At 59.3% G+C, this 14,821-nt stretch carries 15 protein-coding genes, 2 tRNA genes and 2 pseudogenes; 11 read left to right on the top strand and 8 right to left on the bottom strand.

Going from position 1 to position 14,821, the window contains the following annotated elements; all coding sequences use genetic code 11:
- Nucleotides 1–12: 12 nt before the first annotated feature.
- The 8 genes from fliN to CKV89_RS11100 all read left to right on the top strand — a co-directional run bounded on the left by fliN (nucleotide 13) and on the right by CKV89_RS11100 (nucleotide 7,297).
- Nucleotides 13–1,122: a flagellar motor switch protein FliN gene (gene fliN, locus CKV89_RS11135; protein WP_028326730.1), complete on the top strand. Its 1,110-nt coding sequence runs from the start codon at nucleotides 13–15 to the stop codon at nucleotides 1,120–1,122.
- Nucleotides 1,119–1,598 (top strand): flagellar biosynthetic protein FliO, encoded by a 480-nt coding sequence (locus CKV89_RS11130; protein ID WP_028326729.1) that lies wholly within the window; start codon nucleotides 1,119–1,121, stop codon nucleotides 1,596–1,598. Before fliN ends, CKV89_RS11130 begins: the two co-directional genes overlap by 4 nt.
- Nucleotides 1,595–2,458, top strand: coding sequence for a flagellar type III secretion system pore protein FliP (gene fliP, locus CKV89_RS11125; RefSeq protein ID WP_084440879.1), 864 nt, complete (start codon nucleotides 1,595–1,597; stop codon nucleotides 2,456–2,458). Before CKV89_RS11130 ends, fliP begins: the two co-directional genes overlap by 4 nt.
- Nucleotides 2,459–2,479: 21 nt before the next feature.
- Nucleotides 2,480–2,752 carry a flagellar biosynthetic protein FliQ gene (locus CKV89_RS11120; protein ID WP_028326727.1) on the top strand — a complete coding sequence of 91 codons (273 nt, stop codon included), beginning with the start codon at nucleotides 2,480–2,482 and terminating at the stop codon, nucleotides 2,750–2,752.
- A gap of 6 nt (nucleotides 2,753–2,758) precedes the next feature.
- On the top strand, nucleotides 2,759–3,544 hold the full coding sequence (gene fliR / locus CKV89_RS11115; RefSeq protein ID WP_028326726.1) for a flagellar biosynthetic protein FliR: 786 nt from the start codon (nucleotides 2,759–2,761) through the stop codon (nucleotides 3,542–3,544).
- On the top strand, nucleotides 3,544–4,740 hold the full coding sequence (locus CKV89_RS11110; protein ID WP_051277216.1) for an EscU/YscU/HrcU family type III secretion system export apparatus switch protein: 1,197 nt from the start codon (nucleotides 3,544–3,546) through the stop codon (nucleotides 4,738–4,740). The genes fliR and CKV89_RS11110 overlap by 1 nt, the downstream gene beginning before the upstream one ends.
- Nucleotides 4,741–4,866: 126 nt before the next feature.
- Complete coding sequence (gene flhA / locus CKV89_RS11105) at nucleotides 4,867–6,912, top strand: flagellar biosynthesis protein FlhA (RefSeq protein WP_028326725.1); 2,046 nt, start codon at nucleotides 4,867–4,869, stop codon at nucleotides 6,910–6,912.
- Nucleotides 6,890–7,297: a hypothetical protein gene (locus CKV89_RS11100; RefSeq protein WP_028326724.1), complete on the top strand. Its 408-nt coding sequence runs from the start codon at nucleotides 6,890–6,892 to the stop codon at nucleotides 7,295–7,297. The genes flhA and CKV89_RS11100 overlap by 23 nt, the downstream gene beginning before the upstream one ends.
- Nucleotides 7,298–7,376: 79 nt before the next feature.
- Here CKV89_RS11100 and CKV89_RS11095 read toward each other — a convergent pair whose 3' ends face one another.
- The 6 genes and pseudogenes from CKV89_RS11095 to CKV89_RS11075 form a co-directional block, all read right to left on the bottom strand.
- Nucleotides 7,377–8,030: a GntR family transcriptional regulator gene (locus CKV89_RS11095; protein ID WP_034400444.1), complete on the bottom strand. Its 654-nt coding sequence runs from the start codon at nucleotides 8,028–8,030 to the stop codon at nucleotides 7,377–7,379.
- A 409-nt stretch (nucleotides 8,031–8,439) separates the two neighbouring features.
- Nucleotides 8,440–9,090: a histidine phosphatase family protein gene (locus CKV89_RS11090; RefSeq protein ID WP_028326722.1), complete on the bottom strand. Its 651-nt coding sequence runs from the start codon at nucleotides 9,088–9,090 to the stop codon at nucleotides 8,440–8,442.
- A 4-nt stretch (nucleotides 9,091–9,094) separates the two neighbouring features.
- Complete coding sequence (locus tag CKV89_RS12735) at nucleotides 9,095–9,733, bottom strand: 5-oxoprolinase subunit C family protein (RefSeq protein WP_407919593.1); 639 nt, start codon at nucleotides 9,731–9,733, stop codon at nucleotides 9,095–9,097.
- Between the two features lie 103 nt (nucleotides 9,734–9,836).
- Nucleotides 9,837–9,980, bottom strand: a pseudogene (locus tag CKV89_RS12730) (hypothetical protein); the annotation flags it as partial.
- Nucleotides 9,977–10,642 carry a 5-oxoprolinase subunit B family protein gene (locus tag CKV89_RS11080; RefSeq protein WP_028326719.1) on the bottom strand — a complete coding sequence of 222 codons (666 nt, stop codon included), beginning with the start codon at nucleotides 10,640–10,642 and terminating at the stop codon, nucleotides 9,977–9,979. The pseudogene CKV89_RS12730 and the gene CKV89_RS11080, both read right to left, overlap by 4 nt.
- A 101-nt stretch (nucleotides 10,643–10,743) precedes the next feature.
- Nucleotides 10,744–11,416 (bottom strand): annotated as a pseudogene (locus CKV89_RS11075) (LamB/YcsF family protein); the annotation flags it as partial.
- Between the two features lie 188 nt (nucleotides 11,417–11,604).
- Between CKV89_RS11075 and CKV89_RS11070 the strand changes: the two are divergent.
- From CKV89_RS11070 to CKV89_RS11060, 3 genes are all read left to right on the top strand, one after another.
- On the top strand, nucleotides 11,605–12,309 hold the full coding sequence (locus CKV89_RS11070; protein ID WP_028326718.1) for a DUF969 domain-containing protein: 705 nt from the start codon (nucleotides 11,605–11,607) through the stop codon (nucleotides 12,307–12,309).
- Between the two features lie 16 nt (nucleotides 12,310–12,325).
- Nucleotides 12,326–13,255, top strand: a complete 930-nt coding sequence (locus CKV89_RS11065; RefSeq protein WP_084440941.1) for a DUF979 domain-containing protein — start codon at nucleotides 12,326–12,328, stop codon at nucleotides 13,253–13,255.
- Nucleotides 13,256–13,338: 83 nt separating this feature from the next.
- Entirely contained in the window at nucleotides 13,339–14,376 is a 1,038-nt protein-coding gene (locus tag CKV89_RS11060; protein ID WP_051277214.1) for a DUF2891 family protein, read from the top strand.
- Nucleotides 14,377–14,457: 81 nt separating this feature from the next.
- Here the strand turns inward: CKV89_RS11060 and CKV89_RS11055 are convergent.
- Both CKV89_RS11055 and CKV89_RS11050 read right to left on the bottom strand, forming a co-directional pair.
- Nucleotides 14,458–14,531, bottom strand: a tRNA-Phe gene (locus tag CKV89_RS11055).
- 97 nt (nucleotides 14,532–14,628) lie between these two features.
- A tRNA-Asp gene (locus tag CKV89_RS11050) sits at nucleotides 14,629–14,705 on the bottom strand.
- Nucleotides 14,706–14,821 lie beyond the last annotated feature (116 nt).

The following is a 14,821-nucleotide window of genomic DNA, read 5'->3' as shown; positions in this document are numbered from 1 at the left end:
AAGGATCACTGCATGTCCACGAACTCTTTGGACGTCGACTCCGCGCTCTTAGCCGCGGCAGGCGTACTACCCGCACACTTCGCGGACACAGACGCCCTGCGGCTGGAGACCCTCGACCCGATCCAGGCAACCACCATGTCCCTACCCGGTGGCGCAATCGGCGTAGAGACAAACCTCTCTAACGCTGACAACCTCGGCACCCTCGTCATGGTGGTCACAGGCCTCATCGATCACGCCAAAGGTGAAATCTTCGACCGCAACGAAGCACGCACCCTATGGACAGCCGCGCTCACCGAAGCAATGGAGGCCCTCAAAGGCGAAATCGGTGACTTCAAAAACGGCCAAATCCACATGGTCGATGCCTTCGATGCCCTCGAAAAAGCAGACGAATCCAACGTCGTCGGCGTATTCAACGAAGACACCCTCGCCGGCATGCTCATCGCACTGCCCAAAGAATCCACCGGCCAAGGCGCCGCCGCCGAACTGGCCGCAGCCATCGCCGCCGCAGAAGCAGAAGAAACCGGCGAAGACAACGAAACCAGCGACAGCGAAGACACCATCGACGAAACCAGCAGCAGCGAAGACACCGCCGACGAAGAAAACACCGACGACACCGCCGCAGCCGCTGCCAGCTCCACACCCCCCCCGGCTTCCCCCCCACCAGGAATGCCAGGAGCCCCCGACCCCTACGCTGCCTACTACGCAGGAATGCCCGCATACCCCGGCCCCGGTGGACTCCAAGGCCTCAGCCCCGAAGAAGCCGCAGCTATGCACGCCCAAGCCGTCGCCGCTCGGCAAGCAGCCCAACCCTCCACCACAGCACCCCAATTCCAGCCCCTCTACGGCGGCATGGTTATGGCCGCCGACCCTCGCCGCATCGACCTGCTCCGCGAAGTCGTCATGGGAGTCTCCGTCGAGCTTGGCCGCACCCAACTAACCGTCCAAGAAATCCTCGGACTGACCCCCGGATCCATCGTGGAACTTGACCGCGCCGCCGGCGCCCCCGTCGACGTACTCGTCAACGGCACCCTCATCGCCCACGGCGAAGTCGTCGTCGTCGACGAAGAATTCGCAGTCAGGATCTCCGAAGTAGTCGGACGAGAAGGTGCAATCACCGCATGAGCGGAACCTCCGGCCTCGAGCTTGCTACGCGGACAATCCTCTCCCTCGGGGCCGTCCTAGCACTACTGGTCCTATTCATGCGATGGCTAGAAAAAACCAGCAACACCCGCCGCGCACGAAGCACCACCACCATCGCCACCGAGGTACTCAACCGCACCCCCTTGACCAAAAATGCCTCCATGCACATCGTCCGCGTAGGAGGACAAGTCCTCGTCCTGGGCGTCACCGACACCCGCGTCAGCGTACTCACCGACCTCGGCCCTAACGATCTCACCAGCGACGACGACAACGACAACGCCTCACCCCAGCACGCCACCATCCACCCCCTCATCGGCCGCCGCCACCACGAAGCAGCCACCCGCATCATCGCCGCCGTTACCGCCCGCACCGGACGCCACCGCGACCCCGCAACTACCGCAGCCCGACTCGACCCCAGAAACACCACCCCCCACACCGGTTCACAGGAGGCCCAATGAGCACCCGGAACCGCCCCACCCCAAAAACCACCAGCACCGGGCCCATCCCCACCCTCCACGGCCCCTTCGCCCCCCAATTCATCCGCCGCACCCTCATCCCAGCCATCCTCACCGCACTCATCCTCGCCACCATCTTCATCACCGCCGCACTCCTGCTCGGCAGCACCCACGCCTACGCAGCCACCCCAGCCCCCAATATCAACATCAACCTCGGAGACACCGGCAACAACCGCTCCCTGTCAGTGCAGATCATCCTGCTCATGACGGTCATCTCCGTCGCCCCCTCAATCCTGCTGCTCATGACCTCGTTCACAAAGATCGCCGTGGTCTTAGCCCTCGTAAGACAAGCCATCGGAACCCCCACCATCCCCCCAAACCAGATCATCGCCGGACTCGCGCTCTTCCTGTCCCTATTCGTCATGACCCCTGTCCTGGGCACCGCCTGGAACGACGGCGTCCAACCCTTTCTCGACGGAAAAATCAGCCAAGAAATCGCCCTCAACCGCGCCGGCGACCCCATCAAAAACTTCATGCTCAATCACACCGGTGAACAAGAACTGCGCACCATGATCGGCCTGTCCGGCCAAAACGCCCCAGCCGACCGCACCGACACCACTTTCACCACCCTCATCCCCGCATTCGTCATCTCAGAACTCAAAAACGCATTCATCATCGGCTTCGTCATCTACATCCCATTCCTCGTCATCGACCTCGTCGTCGCATCGATTCTCATGGGCATGGGAATGATGATGCTCCCTCCCGTCATGATTTCCCTGCCCTTCAAACTGCTCCTATTCGTCATGGTCGACGGCTGGGGAATCATCACCACCGCGCTAGTCACCAGCTACGTGGGAGGCTGACATGACCGAAAAGAGCCACCCATGAGCGACCACGACGTCATGCAACTAGCCATCCAAGCGATGATCCTCGGAACCAAACTCGCCGGACCAGTCCTCATCGTCTCCCTCGTAATGGGATTCATCATCTCCCTCATCCAATCCGTCACCCAGGTTCAGGAAATGACCCTGACCTTCGTTCCCAAACTCATCGCCGTCGCCGCGATCCTGCTCTTCTTCGGCAACTGGATGATGCACGAAACCGTCACCTTCACCGAGACACTCATCAACAACATCCCCCGCTACCTCCAGCGATAACCACCCATGAACCTCAACCTCGCCTACGACCTCCTCGTCGCGATGCTGCTGGTATTCACCCGACTCTCCGTCTTCTTCACCCTCGCCCCACCCTTCGCTGGCCGTAACTTCAACGCCCGCGCCCGCGCCGCCATGTCCTTCGCCATCGCCCTAGCCGTAGCCCCCATCGTGCGCCCCACCGTCACTGCACAAACCTGGACTTCACTGACCAACTTCGCCACCGCCATCGGCTTTCAAGTGCTCGTCGGCGCCACCCTCGGCCTGACCGTCATAATCCTCTTCACAGCCTTCCAAGCCGCCGGACAATACGTCGATATGACCGGCGGATTCGCTATGGCCAGCATGTTCGACCCCACCAGCGGCACCAACAGCTCCATCATCGGCCGCTACACCGGACTACTCGCAACCGCACTGCTCTTCACCTCCGGCGGCCACCTCATCATGATCCGCGGCGTCCTAGAATCCTTCGACATCCAAGCCACCAAGGCCATCGACACCGGAGCAATCGCCCAAGCCCTCATTCACGACTTCGGCATCATGATTACCTCCGCTCTCCAAATCGCTGCGCCCGTCCTGGCAGTGCTCTTCCTCGCCGACCTTGCGCTAGGACTGGTCTCCCGCGCCGTGCCCAGCATGAACGTCTTCCAACTGTCCTTCCCCATCAAACTCATCCTCACCCTCACCCTCGCCTCCGTTTTCATCCTCGTCTTCCCCGAAGCCGTCACCCGCACCATCGCCGACGCCGTCGCCAGATTCCCCGCCATGACCGACATGCTCGGAGGCAAAAGCTGATGGCCGAAGACAAATCCAGCAAGACTGAAAAAGCCACCCCTGAGCAACTCCGTAAAGCAAAAGCAGAAGGCAATATCCCTAGAACCCAAGACCTCTCCATGTGGCTAACCGTCTTGGCCTTCTACGTGCTCGGCCCCACCGCCCTGTCAACTCTCTTCAGAACTGTCACCACCACCCTGCACGACATCGCCCGAATCATCATCAGACCCGATCCCAGGCAAGCCCTCGAACTCTTTGCAAACAACCTTGCTGCTTACATGCGTATCGCCGGACCCATCATCCTCCTATGCATGGTGCTCGGCAGCATCGGCCACCTCATTCAAGGTGGCAGCCGCCCCAACGCCAAACGCTTCAAACCCAAATGGAAAAAGCTCAACGCATTCGCCGGAATTAAAAACCTTTTCGGCATGCAAGCTGCCTGGACCTTCGCCAAAACAATGATCAAATTTGTCGTCTTCGGCGTCATCGCCTACATGGGCGTCAAAGACACAATTTCTATGCTCACCGGCACCGGTCAGCGCAGCATCAGCACCGTCCTAGAAGTCACAGGAAACGCCGCCCACCGCGTCATGCTCTGGATCATCGTCGTCGGGCTCGTCATCGCCGCCCTCGACTACGGCGTTGAACGTCACCGCGTCGAAAAATCACTGCGCATGAGCAAAGACGAAATTAAACGCGAAAACAAGCAACAAGAGGGTGACCCCCACATCAAAGGCCAACGCCGCGCCCGTCAACGCGAGATGGGCCAACGCCGCATGATGGCTGCTGTCAGCGAATCCACCGTTGTCCTTACGAATCCCGTTCACGTCGCCGTGGCCCTGCGCTACATATCCGGTGAAGGAGCCCCCCAAGTAGTCGCCAAAGGCGCAGGGCTACTTGCCCAACGCATCAAAGACGAAGCTGCAGCTAGCGGAGTCCCGGTTGTTCAAGATGTCATCCTTGCCCGCACATTGTTCAAGATGTGCGAAGTCGACTCCTATATACCTTTCGAGCTTTACGACACTATCGCCACCGTCCTGGCTTTCATCATGCGCATGTCTGACATTCGCCGCACCGAAGGCGCCCACCCCTCCCCTGTGAAACATCCGGGCTGGAACGGAGTCGATCTGCCCGAGGACCTATCCGACGAAGCACTCGGCATCGCTAAATTCGGAGCACCCGAAGGTGCCTCCTACTCCAATACCTCCGCCTATTAGCTAGCTAACCAAAGGCCCTATCCCTCCAGCACTCTCAGATCATTACTCAGCATGCCGATGAGCATGCGTAGCCAAGGAGACCGGAATCATCTGGTCTCCCACCCCGCCCAGCGCTCGTGAGGTGCCGTGAAAAAGGATTACATCGCCACCATCGGGGTACCGGCGTTGATCATCGGCATCGTCGTGATGATGGTGATCCCCCTACCTACCCTCGTGCTCGACCTTCTCCTGGTCACCAACCTCGCCCTGGCTACTGTCATCCTCGTCCTCGCTCTACGGGTGAAGAAACCCCTCGAGTTTTCGACCTTCCCTGTAGTCATCCTCGTGGCCACGCTTTTCCGGCTCGCGCTCAACATCTCCACCACCCGACTGGTTCTTCTCAACGGGTTCGCTGGGCACGTTATCGAGGCCTTCGGTCAGTTCGTCGTCGGCGGATCCATTGTCGTCGGTCTCGTGATCTTCATCATCCTCATGGTGATCCAGTTCATGGTGATCACCAACGGTGCCGGCCGCGTCGCCGAAGTTTCGGCTCGCTTCACCCTCGACGCCATGCCCGGTAAACAAATGGCTATTGACGCCGACCTCAACTCCGGCCTCATCGATGAAGACCAAGCCCGAACCCGGCGTGCCGAGGTATCAGCCGAGGCTGACTTCTACGGCTCCATGGATGGTGCCAGCAAATTCGTCAAAGGCGATGCCATCGCCGCTGTCCTTATCGCCATCATTAACCTCGTCGGTGGTTTCATCATCGGCATGGTCCAGCGTGGCATGGACTTCCAGAGTGCTTTACAGACCTACTCCCTCATGACTGTCGGAGACGGCATCGTCTCTCAGATCCCTGCGTTGCTCATTTCTGTTGCTACCGGTGTCGTAGTTACTCGCGCTAGCACTAACAATGAGCTCGGCACCGACCTCATTCAACAATTCGGCGCCAACCGCATCACCATCCAAATTGCTGCTGGTGTCATCCTTCTACTGGCGATCGTCCCTGGCATGCCGTTCCTGCCGTTTGCTCTTATCGGCGGTGCAGTCATGTTCCTGGCTACCCGGATTCCTAAACCAGGAGAAGAACCAGAAGTCGACACCACCGAAGATCTCGAACCCCTTGTTCCGCAAAAAGATTCGCCTATGGCAATCGCGCAGGACATGCGAGTCGAACCTCTTGAACTCGAGCTGGCCTACGACCTCATTGACTTGGTCGATGCCGCTAACGGCGGTGACCTCTTAGATCGAGTACGCGCGCTGCGCCGCAAACTCGCCCAAGAAATCGGCGTCGTGGTGCCTTTGGTACGTACCCGGGACAACCTTGACTTGCCGCCACGTACCTACGCCATCCGCGTGCATGGAGTTGAAGTCGCCCGTGGAACCGCACCGGCAGGAATGGTTTTGGCCATCGGTGATGACCTTGACGACCTGCCAGGAACCCCCACCACCGAACCTGTCTTCGGGCTTGCCGCTAAATGGGTGCCAGGTGAGCTACGCGAACACATGGCTTTGGCCACTGCCACCGTCGTTGACCGCAGTTCCGTGGTCACCACCCATATGGCCGAGGTCGTTCGCGTTCATGCCGCAGAGCTTCTCGGCCGCGAAGACGTCAAGATGCTCGTGGATATGGTCCGTCAATCAAACCCGGTAGTAATCGAGGAGCTCACTCCTACGCCGCTGAGCTTGGGTGAAATTCAACGCACTCTCCAGGCTCTCCTCGATGAACGTGTGTGTATCCGTGACCTCGTTCGCATCTTCGAGGCGATGTCCATGCGGGCCAAAATCTCCACTGACCCTGATGGGTTGACCGAAGCTGCTCGTGCTTCTTTGGGGCCGGCTATCGCTTCTAGTCACGCGGTTGATGGCCGGTTGTCGGTGATTACTTTCGATTCGCTTCTTGAGCAGCGTCTGCTTGAGAGCCTGCGGATTACTGAAGCAGGGGCGACCCTGATGATCGACCCGATGCTTGCTGAAAGCGTGGCTAACCAGATTGCCTCCGTTTCCGCAGAAGCCGAGGCTACTGGCGACCCGCCTGTGTTTGTGTGTGCGCAGCCGCTACGGCTGCCGATACGGCGCCTTCTCGAACAAGTGGCACCGAGAATCCCTGTTCTTTCCTATTCGGAGTTGGGCGGTCAGCTCACGCTTGTCACGTCAGGAGTGGTGAATGTCGGCGAAATCGCAGCCTAAAAAAGGCAAAAAAGGAAAGAAAGGTAAGAAAGGAAAGGAGTCTGTCACCACGATTATCGTGGAAGAGAAGCCTGACCTTCCTCCTTTCAGTATCAGTGTGCTTTTCGCCACGGTGATGACGATCCCTGCTTTGCTTAAGTATGTGGATGGAGGGATGGAGTTCGACCAAATGATTCTTCGTTACCTTGCTGCGCTCATCGTGGCGTGGGGGTTGGTGAACCTTGTTTATGGGGTAGCGAAGTCTTTCCGTCAGCAGAATGAGTCAAAGATCGAAGCCACAAAAATCGATCATGTCACTGGCGAGATGCTAGGTGGTCAGAATTACCGTGTGCCTAACGGGGCGACTGGTTATGAGCCACCGCGGGAGCGGATGCCCGGAGAATGATGCTCGAAATTCTTTTCGAAGCATTTAATAAAGAGGTGGGCCCTGACCTATAGGTCAGGGCCCACCTCTTTATTAAATGCTAGACCATGTCGACGCCCATACGTTTGCGTCCTTCACGTAGGTGTTTGCGCAGGAAGGCAAGGTAGCCGTCGAGTTCACCTTCGCTCAAAAGTCCTGCCAGTTTGACGTGCTCGTTGTATGAGGCGGTCATGTTGGCGGGGGTGAGTGCGCCTGCGTGTACTGCTAGGCGACGCTGGTGGTCGCGCAGGCTTTTGTAGAGGTCAAAGAAGAAGTCGTTTTCGCTCAGCTCCACGATGGCTAGGTGAAAGCTTGTGTCGGCATCGATGAACGCTGAGGCATTGTGGGCTCGGATTGCCTGTCGTTGTGCGTTGAGGCATTCCCACAAGCGGTCTACGAGTTCCGCTGGGGGTTCAGGTGACTCGGATAGGAGTTTGGTGACGGCGAAGGATTCGATGATTTCGCGCGCCTCACCGACCGAGAGTGCTTCCTCGGCGGTGACTGGTACCACGACGGCACCGCGTTTGGGGTAAAGCTGCAGAAGCCCTTCCGCCTGGAGGCGGAGGAACGCTTCGCGTACTGGCGTGCGGCTGATTCCGAGTTCGGTGGAAACTGCGCCCTCGGTGATGACGTCACCACCGGCCAACGCCCCATCGAGGATTTTTCCTCGTGTGGCGTTGTAGGCGCGTTCAGTCGCAGATATTGCACGCGACATGCCTCTCCCTCCAGTTGCCATAATTCCTCGCGGAATTTTAGGTATTGAAAAATAGATCCCTTGGTTATGGCTGGGATCTCCCCCTGGACTTGTAGTCGCTATCAATGAAGGTAGCGCTTCTGAGTCTCTTTGTCCAAGAGGAATACTGCAGGTGAGGGTATGTTTTTGTAGTCAAGTGTCCAGGTCGACATGTATTTTTATCAACTTTTCTGAGGTCTTTAGGTAATCGTGAGAGTGAATGGTCGATCGACATGGACAAGTGTTAAAAACATTTTTATTTTTATGGAAAAAGAGAAGGTGTATCGTGCTTTGTTTGGTGTTACTTGTCTTCTCAGTAGATTCTTCTGCTCAGGCGTGGGTATTAGCTGTACTTTCGGTGGCAGTAGGGGTGGATTTGGTGGTGGATTTTTTACGATTCGCAGGGTGTTCGAGGCAAAGTGGGGCCGTGGTTCCACGCAAGGATGGCGGGTGCTTCGCGGTAGTAGCCCAGAACGCTAACTGAGCCTGCGTCGAGGGTGAGGGCTGATCCAAAGCGGGGGGCCATGCGTAGGAAGACGGCTGTGAGAATGCGTAGGAAGTGGCCGTGGGCTACGAGGGCGACGTCTCCGCGTGTCATGGCTGGTAGAGCGCGTGTGAGGACGCGGGAGGCGCGGGCTGCGACTTCTTCGACGGTTTCTCCGGGTGTTTCGCCGCGGATGACGCCGTGGGTGAAGGCGGTCCAGTTGTAGCCGAGTTCTTCGCGGATGGATCCGGTGGTGCGGCCTTCGTAGCCGCCGTAGTCCCACTCGACCATGAGGTCTTCTATTTCTGGGGTTAGTCCGGCCAGTTCGGCGGTGCGTCGGGCGCGTTGGAGGGGCGAGGAGAGAATGAGGGTGAAGTTGTAGTCCTTGACGAGGGCGCCTGCGCGGCGGGCGAGTTCTTCGCCGTGGTGGGTCAGGGGGATGTCGGTGAGTCCGGTGTGTCGTCCGAGTTTGGACCAGGAGGTTTCGCCGTGGCGGATGATGACGAGTTTTCCGGGTGGGTTGTCGGGGGCGGGGGTGTTGGGTAGGGGGGTGGTCACGTTTTCACAGTATGTCGCGCGGAAAGGGTGGTGGTTGTGGGGTGAATCGGATTGTGTCGCCGGGGCGGGCTTGGGCGAGTGTGTCGGTGTCTGTGTCGTTGATGACGCCGATGACGGGGTAGCCGCCGGTGGCGGGGTGGTCGGCGAGGAAGATGACTGGTTCGCCGTTGGGTGGGATTTGGATGGCGCCGCGGATTGTGCCTTCGGAGGGGAGTTCTTTGGTGTGGGTGCGTTGTAGTTGTGCTCCGGTGAGGCGGATGCCGATGCGGTCGAGGTTGGGGGTGGTGGTCCAGGTGGTGGTGAACAGGGTGGTGATGGCGTGGGAGGTGAACCAGTTGTCGCGGGGGCCGAGGATGACGCGTGCGGTGTGTGGGGTTCCCCGGGCGTGGGTGACGTCGGGTGGGGTGTTCCAGGTGGGTGTGCCGGTTGGTGGGTTGAGGGTGAGGTGGGTTCCGGCGGTGAGTGGGGCGGGGCCGATGCCTGCGGTGGGGTTGGTTGATGTGCTGCCGAGGGTGGTGGGGGCGTGGATGCCGCCGTTGATGGCGAGGTAGGTGCGTAGGCCGTGTGTGGGGGTGCCGAGGTGGATGGTGCTGTTGGTGGGGGCGTAGATGGGGGTGTCGGTGGGGGCGGGGGTGTTGTTGATGTGTAGGGGTGTGGGGGCGCCGGTGACGGTGAAGGTGATGGGGGGGGTGGGTGGTGAGGGTGAGGTTGCCGAGGATGTTTTCGATGAGGGTTGCGTTTTCGTGGTTGCCGAGGATGCGGTTGGCGCGTTGGGCGGATGCTCGGTCGGCGGCGCCGCTGTGGGGGATGCCGATGTCGGCGTGGCCGGGGCGGCCGAGGTCTTGGAGGGTGGATTGGGGGCCGGGGTGAGTGATGGTGATGGTTCTCATCGGGTTTCCTGGAAGCGGATGTGTTGTCCTGGGCGCAGGGTTGTTGGTGGGGTGGTGTGGATGTTCCAGATGGGGTGGGTGGTGTGTCCGATGAGTTGCCAGCCGCCAGGGGAGGGGTGGGGGTAGATGGCGCTCCAGTGTGCGGCGAGGGCTACGGATCCGGCGGGGATGCGGGTGCGGGGGGTGTGGTGGCGGGGTATGGGGGTGGTGTCGAGGTGGTTGTTGGGGTCTGGTTGGCGGGTGAGGTAGGCGAATCCGGGCATGAATCCGCAGAAGTCGACGGTCCAGGGGCGGTGGGTGTGCCAGGTGATGAGTTCGGTGGGGGTGGTGTTTAGGTGGTGGGCCAGGGTGTGGAGGTCTTCGCCGTTGTAGGTGACTGGGATGGTTGTTTCGGTGGTGGTTGTTTCGGTGGTGGTGTGGTTGGTGGGGGTGAGGGTGGGGAGGAGGTGGCGCAGTTCGGTGGCGAGGGCGGCGGTGTCGGTGGGGGTGGCTAGGCGGAGGAGGATGGTTTGGGCGGCTGGGATTTGTTCGATGATGGTGTTGTTGAGCCATCCGTGGGTGCGGCGTTGGCGTAGTTCGGTGTCGAGGGCGCGGCGTGTGTGTTCGTCGGGTAGGTCGATGAGGATGGCGCGGTCGCCGACGGGGTGGAGTGTGGCTTTCATGGGTGGTTGGTGGTGAAGGGTTGCAGGGTGATTCCGGCTTGTTCGAGGTGGGTGCGGATGTGGGTGGCGATGGTGACGGCGTTGGGGGTGTCGCCGTGGATGCAGATGGAGTGGGGGTTGATGTGGATGTTGGTGCCGTCGATGCTGGTGATGGTTCCGGTGGTGGCTAGGTGGGTGATGCGTTCGGCGATGTGGTGGGGGTCGTGTAGGAGGGCGTGTGGGTGGGTGCGGGGTACGAGGGTGCCTTCGTTGGTGTAGGCGCGGTCGGCGAATGCTTCGTGGTAGGTGGTGATGCCTTCGGATTGGGCGATGTGGTTGGCGATAGATCCGGGGAGGGTGAGTAGGGGCAGGGGGGTAGGCGGTGAGGGCGTCGATGACGGCGCGGGCTTGTGGTTCGTGGTGGACGATGGCGTTGTAGAGGGCGCCGTGGGGTTTGACGTAGGACAGGTGGGTGCCGGCGGTGCGGGCGAGGCCGTCGAGGGCGCTGATTTGGTAGAGGATGTCGGCTTTGAGGTCGGTGGGTGGGACGTCGATGAAGCGGCGTCCGAAGCCGGGGAGGTCGTTGTAGGAGACTTGTGCGCCGACGCTAATGCCGTGGTGAGCTGCGTTGGTGAGTGTGGTTAGGAGTGTGGTGGGGTCTCCGGCGTGGAAGCCGCATGCGACGTTGGCGGATGTGACGATGTTGAGTAGGGCGGTGTCGTTGCCGAGCCTCCAGTGTCCGTAGGATTCGCCGAGATCGGCGTTGAGGTCGATGGTGGTGGGTTGGTTCGGCATGGGCACATTGTTTATCACCGTTATGTGTTGTCAATAGGTGAGTTTTTTGGTGTGCGGTGTTTTTCGGTGGTGTTGGGGGCTTGGCAGCGGGGTGTTGAGCTCGTAGGGTCCGGGCAGGCGTCGGGGTTTGTGCGGTGTCTGTGTGGGGTGGGGTGTCCGGTTTCCTTTTTGGGTTGAGGTGTTGCTGTATGTGGGTTTTGGTTGCGGTTGTTGTGGTGGTGGTTGGTTTTGCTTTGCGGGTGAATTCGATGTTGGTGGTGACTGCTGCTGGGGTGGTGGCTGGCGTGGTTGCGGGGATGAGTCCGGTGCGGATTGTGGAGGCGTTTGGGTCGGGGTTTGCTGGTTCGCGTCAGGTGACGATTTTTGTGATTGCGTTGCCGGTGATCGGGTTGGTGGAGCGTATGGGGTTGCAGGATCAGGCGCGGGTTTTGATGGGGCGTTTGCGGGGGATGACGGTGGGGCGTTTGTTGGCGGTGTATTTGGCGATTCGTCAGGTGTCGGCGGCGTTGGGGTTGAATTCGATTGGTGGTCCTGCGCAGGCGGTGCGGCCGATTGTCGCGCCGATGGCTGAGGGTGCGGCGCAGCGTAAGTATGGGTTTGTGAATGGGGCGATGCGGGAGAAGATTCGCTCTTTTGCTGCTTCGGCGGACAATGTTGGGTTGTTTTTTGGTGAGGATATTTTCCTTGCGATGGGGTCGATTCTGTTGATTACGGGCTTTGTGGATAGCACGTATGGGTTGCAGTTGGATGCGTTGGAGATTGCCTTGTGGGCAATTCCGACGGGTTTGTGTGCGTTGGTTATTCATGGTTTCCGGATGCTGCGTTTTGATCGGCAGGTTTCGGCGTTGGCGCAGTCTGGTGCTGATTCTGTTGATTCGGAGGGTGGTCGCTGATGGGTGCGGGGCGGCGGTGATTCAGTTTGAGTGGTTTATTTGGGTTGTTGCGGCGTTGTTTTTGGTGGTGGCGTTTGTGCGGTTGGGGGATAAGGAGGATAAGAAGCGTTTTGGTGGGTTCGCTTTTTGGGCGTTGTTGTCGTTTGCGTTTGCTTTTGGTGGTCAGGTGGAGAAAACAGGGACACCTGCGTTTGTGGAGGGGGTGGTGGTAATTGTGTTGGCGTTGTTGGCGGCTGCGGGGTTTCCGGGCAAGGGCTCGGTGGAAACGTCGACGTGTGCTGAGCGTGCTGCAGGTGCGCGGCGTTTTGGTAATGCGTTGTTTGTTCCGACGTTGATCATTCCGGTGGTGGCTGGGGTGTGTGCGACGGTGGGGGCGAAGGTGTATGTGGGTGGGCAGCCGTTGCTGCAGCCGAAGTCGGAGACGGTGATTGGGCTGGGGGTGGCTTCGCTGGTGGCGTTGTGTGTGGCGTTTCCTTTGTTCCGGGTGCGGTCGGTGATGGCGCCGTTCCGTGAGGCGGATCGGTTGTTGGGTCATATTGGGTGGTCGGTGATTTTGCCGCAGTTTTTGGCGACGTTGGGGATGTTGTTTGCTGCTGCTGGGGTAGGGGAAGCTGTTGGGGCGCTGACAGATAGTGTGTTGCCGCGGGGCATGTTGTTGCCTGCGTTGGTGGTGTATTGCCTGGGTATGGCGGTTTTCACGATGATTATGGGGAATGCTTTTGCGGCTTTTCCAGTGATGACTGCTGCGGTGGGGTGGCCGTTGTTGGTGGAGCAGATGGGGGGCGATCCGGCGCCGATTTTTGCGATGGGCATGTTGGCTGGTTTTTGTGGAACGTTGGTGACGCCGATGGCTGCGAATTTCAATCTGGTTCCAGCGGCTTTGCTGGAGTTGCGGGATAAGTACGGTCCGATTAAGGCGCAGGCTCCGACTGCGGTGTTGGTATGAGTGTGCAACGTGGTGATTATGTACGTCGTTTGTTTTTGATGGTGTAGCTAGTTGGGTGTTTTCGTTGGATTGGCAGGTGTGTTGTGACTTCTGATTGGCGTTCGTTGTATGCGGTGCAGTGGGCACGGACTGTGCCTGACGTGGTGGGTACAGAGTTTCCCTATGCGTCGTCGCATATGTCTGCGGGACGGGGTGATTGTGATGTGACTCCGCATGTGTTGCATCCAGCTTTTTATGGGGCTTTGGATTGGCATTCGTCGTGTCATATGCAGTGGTCTGCGTTGCGGTTGTTGACGTTGGTGGATTTGCCGCAGGCTGAGCGGGCGGGGTTGGTGAGGCTGTTGGATGAGCGGTTGACCCCGGAGAACATCGCAGTTGAGGTCGCGTATTTGCGGGAGCATCCGTGGTTTGAGCGGCCGTATGGGTGGGGTTGGGCGGCGATGTTGGTGGCTGCTGCATTTGAGGCGCAGAGCGCGGGGGTCCCTGGGGCAAGGGAGTGGGCTAGGGCGAGTAGGCCGTTGTTGGATGTTGTGTTTGAGCTGGTGAGGCAGTGGTTGCCGCGGTTGGTGTATCCGGTGCGTTCGGGTGAGCACGCGAATGTGGCTTTTGGGATGGGGTTAGTGCTGGATGCGTTGGATGTGATGTCGGCGTGCGGGGTGGTTCGCAGCGATCGGGGGTTGCGGTCGTTGGTGGTGGAGCGTGGGCGTGCCTGGTTTGGGAAGGATTGGGATTATCCGGTGGCGTGGGAGCCTGGCGGTTCTGATTTTTTGTCCCCTGCGTTGACGGAGGCGGATTTGATGCGCCGGATTCTTCCGGAGGATGAGTTTGTTGGGTGGTTGGCTGATTTTCTTCCGGGGCTGGGGCAGGAGGGGTGTTCGTTATTGGAGGTGCCGCAGGTGTCCGATCCTGCTGATGGCAAGGGTGCTCATTTGTATGGGTTGGCGTTGTCTCGGGCGGCAGTGTTGCGGCGGTTGGGGCCGTATGTGGGGGGTGAGATTGAGCGGCGTATTCGTGTGGCGACCGCTGAGCAGGTTGCTTCGGCGCAGGAGGCGACTGTTGCTGGCGATTTCATGGCAACTCACTGGTTGGTTTCGTTTGCGCTGTTGGCTGTGACTGCGTGAGCGCCGTGTTCTCTGCTGATGGTGATGCTGTAAGGGCATGAAAAAGCCCGAGATCATGGAATGTGATCTCGGGCTTGTTTGTGGCCAGGGGCGGGGTCGAACCGCCGACCTTCCGATTTTCAGTCGGACGCTCGTACCAACTGAGCTACCTGGCCGCAGGAATATTTTCCTGTCAGTTCTTGCCATACAGAGTGGCTGGTACAGAATCGCTCTCTTGATTCAAGAGATCAAGAGAGCGATTGCCAAAAGAACTGGCGACCCCGACCGGGCTCGAACCGGCGACCTCCGCCGTGACAGGGCGGCGCGCTAACCAACTGCGCTACGGGGCCTAGACTGCATTGAACTTTCTTCCGAGAATCTCTTCTCATCAGCAAGTTCTTTGCTGTGTTGCTCTGAGCGACTAGTTTATCTAAGCACATCGTGTGTGCTTCGTGCCAATCAGCTC

Origin of the sequence: Dermatophilus congolensis (assembly GCF_900187045.1) — a bacterium.
Taxonomy (GTDB): domain Bacteria; phylum Actinomycetota; class Actinomycetes; order Actinomycetales; family Dermatophilaceae; genus Dermatophilus; species Dermatophilus congolensis.
Note: the sequence above shows the minus strand (reverse complement) of the source record. Positions and strands in the feature narration are given on the sequence as shown.

Excerpts from the sequence above, each read along its gene's own strand:
- fliN (WP_028326730.1), top strand. The coding sequence starts at position 13 with ATGTCCACGAACTCTTTGGACGTCGACTCCGCGCTCTTAGCCGCGGCA.
- CKV89_RS11130 (WP_028326729.1), top strand. The coding sequence starts at position 1,119 with ATGAGCGGAACCTCCGGCCTCGAGCTTGCTACGCGGACAATCCTCTCC.
- fliP (WP_084440879.1), top strand. The coding sequence starts at position 1,595 with ATGAGCACCCGGAACCGCCCCACCCCAAAAACCACCAGCACCGGGCCC.
- CKV89_RS11120 (WP_028326727.1), top strand. The coding sequence starts at position 2,480 with ATGAGCGACCACGACGTCATGCAACTAGCCATCCAAGCGATGATCCTC.
- fliR (WP_028326726.1), top strand. The coding sequence starts at position 2,759 with ATGAACCTCAACCTCGCCTACGACCTCCTCGTCGCGATGCTGCTGGTA.
- CKV89_RS11110 (WP_051277216.1), top strand. The coding sequence starts at position 3,544 with ATGGCCGAAGACAAATCCAGCAAGACTGAAAAAGCCACCCCTGAGCAA.
- CKV89_RS11100 (WP_028326724.1), top strand. The coding sequence starts at position 6,890 with ATGTCGGCGAAATCGCAGCCTAAAAAAGGCAAAAAAGGAAAGAAAGGT.
- CKV89_RS11095 (WP_034400444.1), bottom strand. The coding sequence starts at position 8,030 with ATGTCGCGTGCAATATCTGCGACTGAACGCGCCTACAACGCCACACGA.
- CKV89_RS11080 (WP_028326719.1), bottom strand. The coding sequence starts at position 10,642 with ATGAAAGCCACACTCCACCCCGTCGGCGACCGCGCCATCCTCATCGAC.
- CKV89_RS11070 (WP_028326718.1), top strand. The coding sequence starts at position 11,605 with ATGTGGGTTTTGGTTGCGGTTGTTGTGGTGGTGGTTGGTTTTGCTTTG.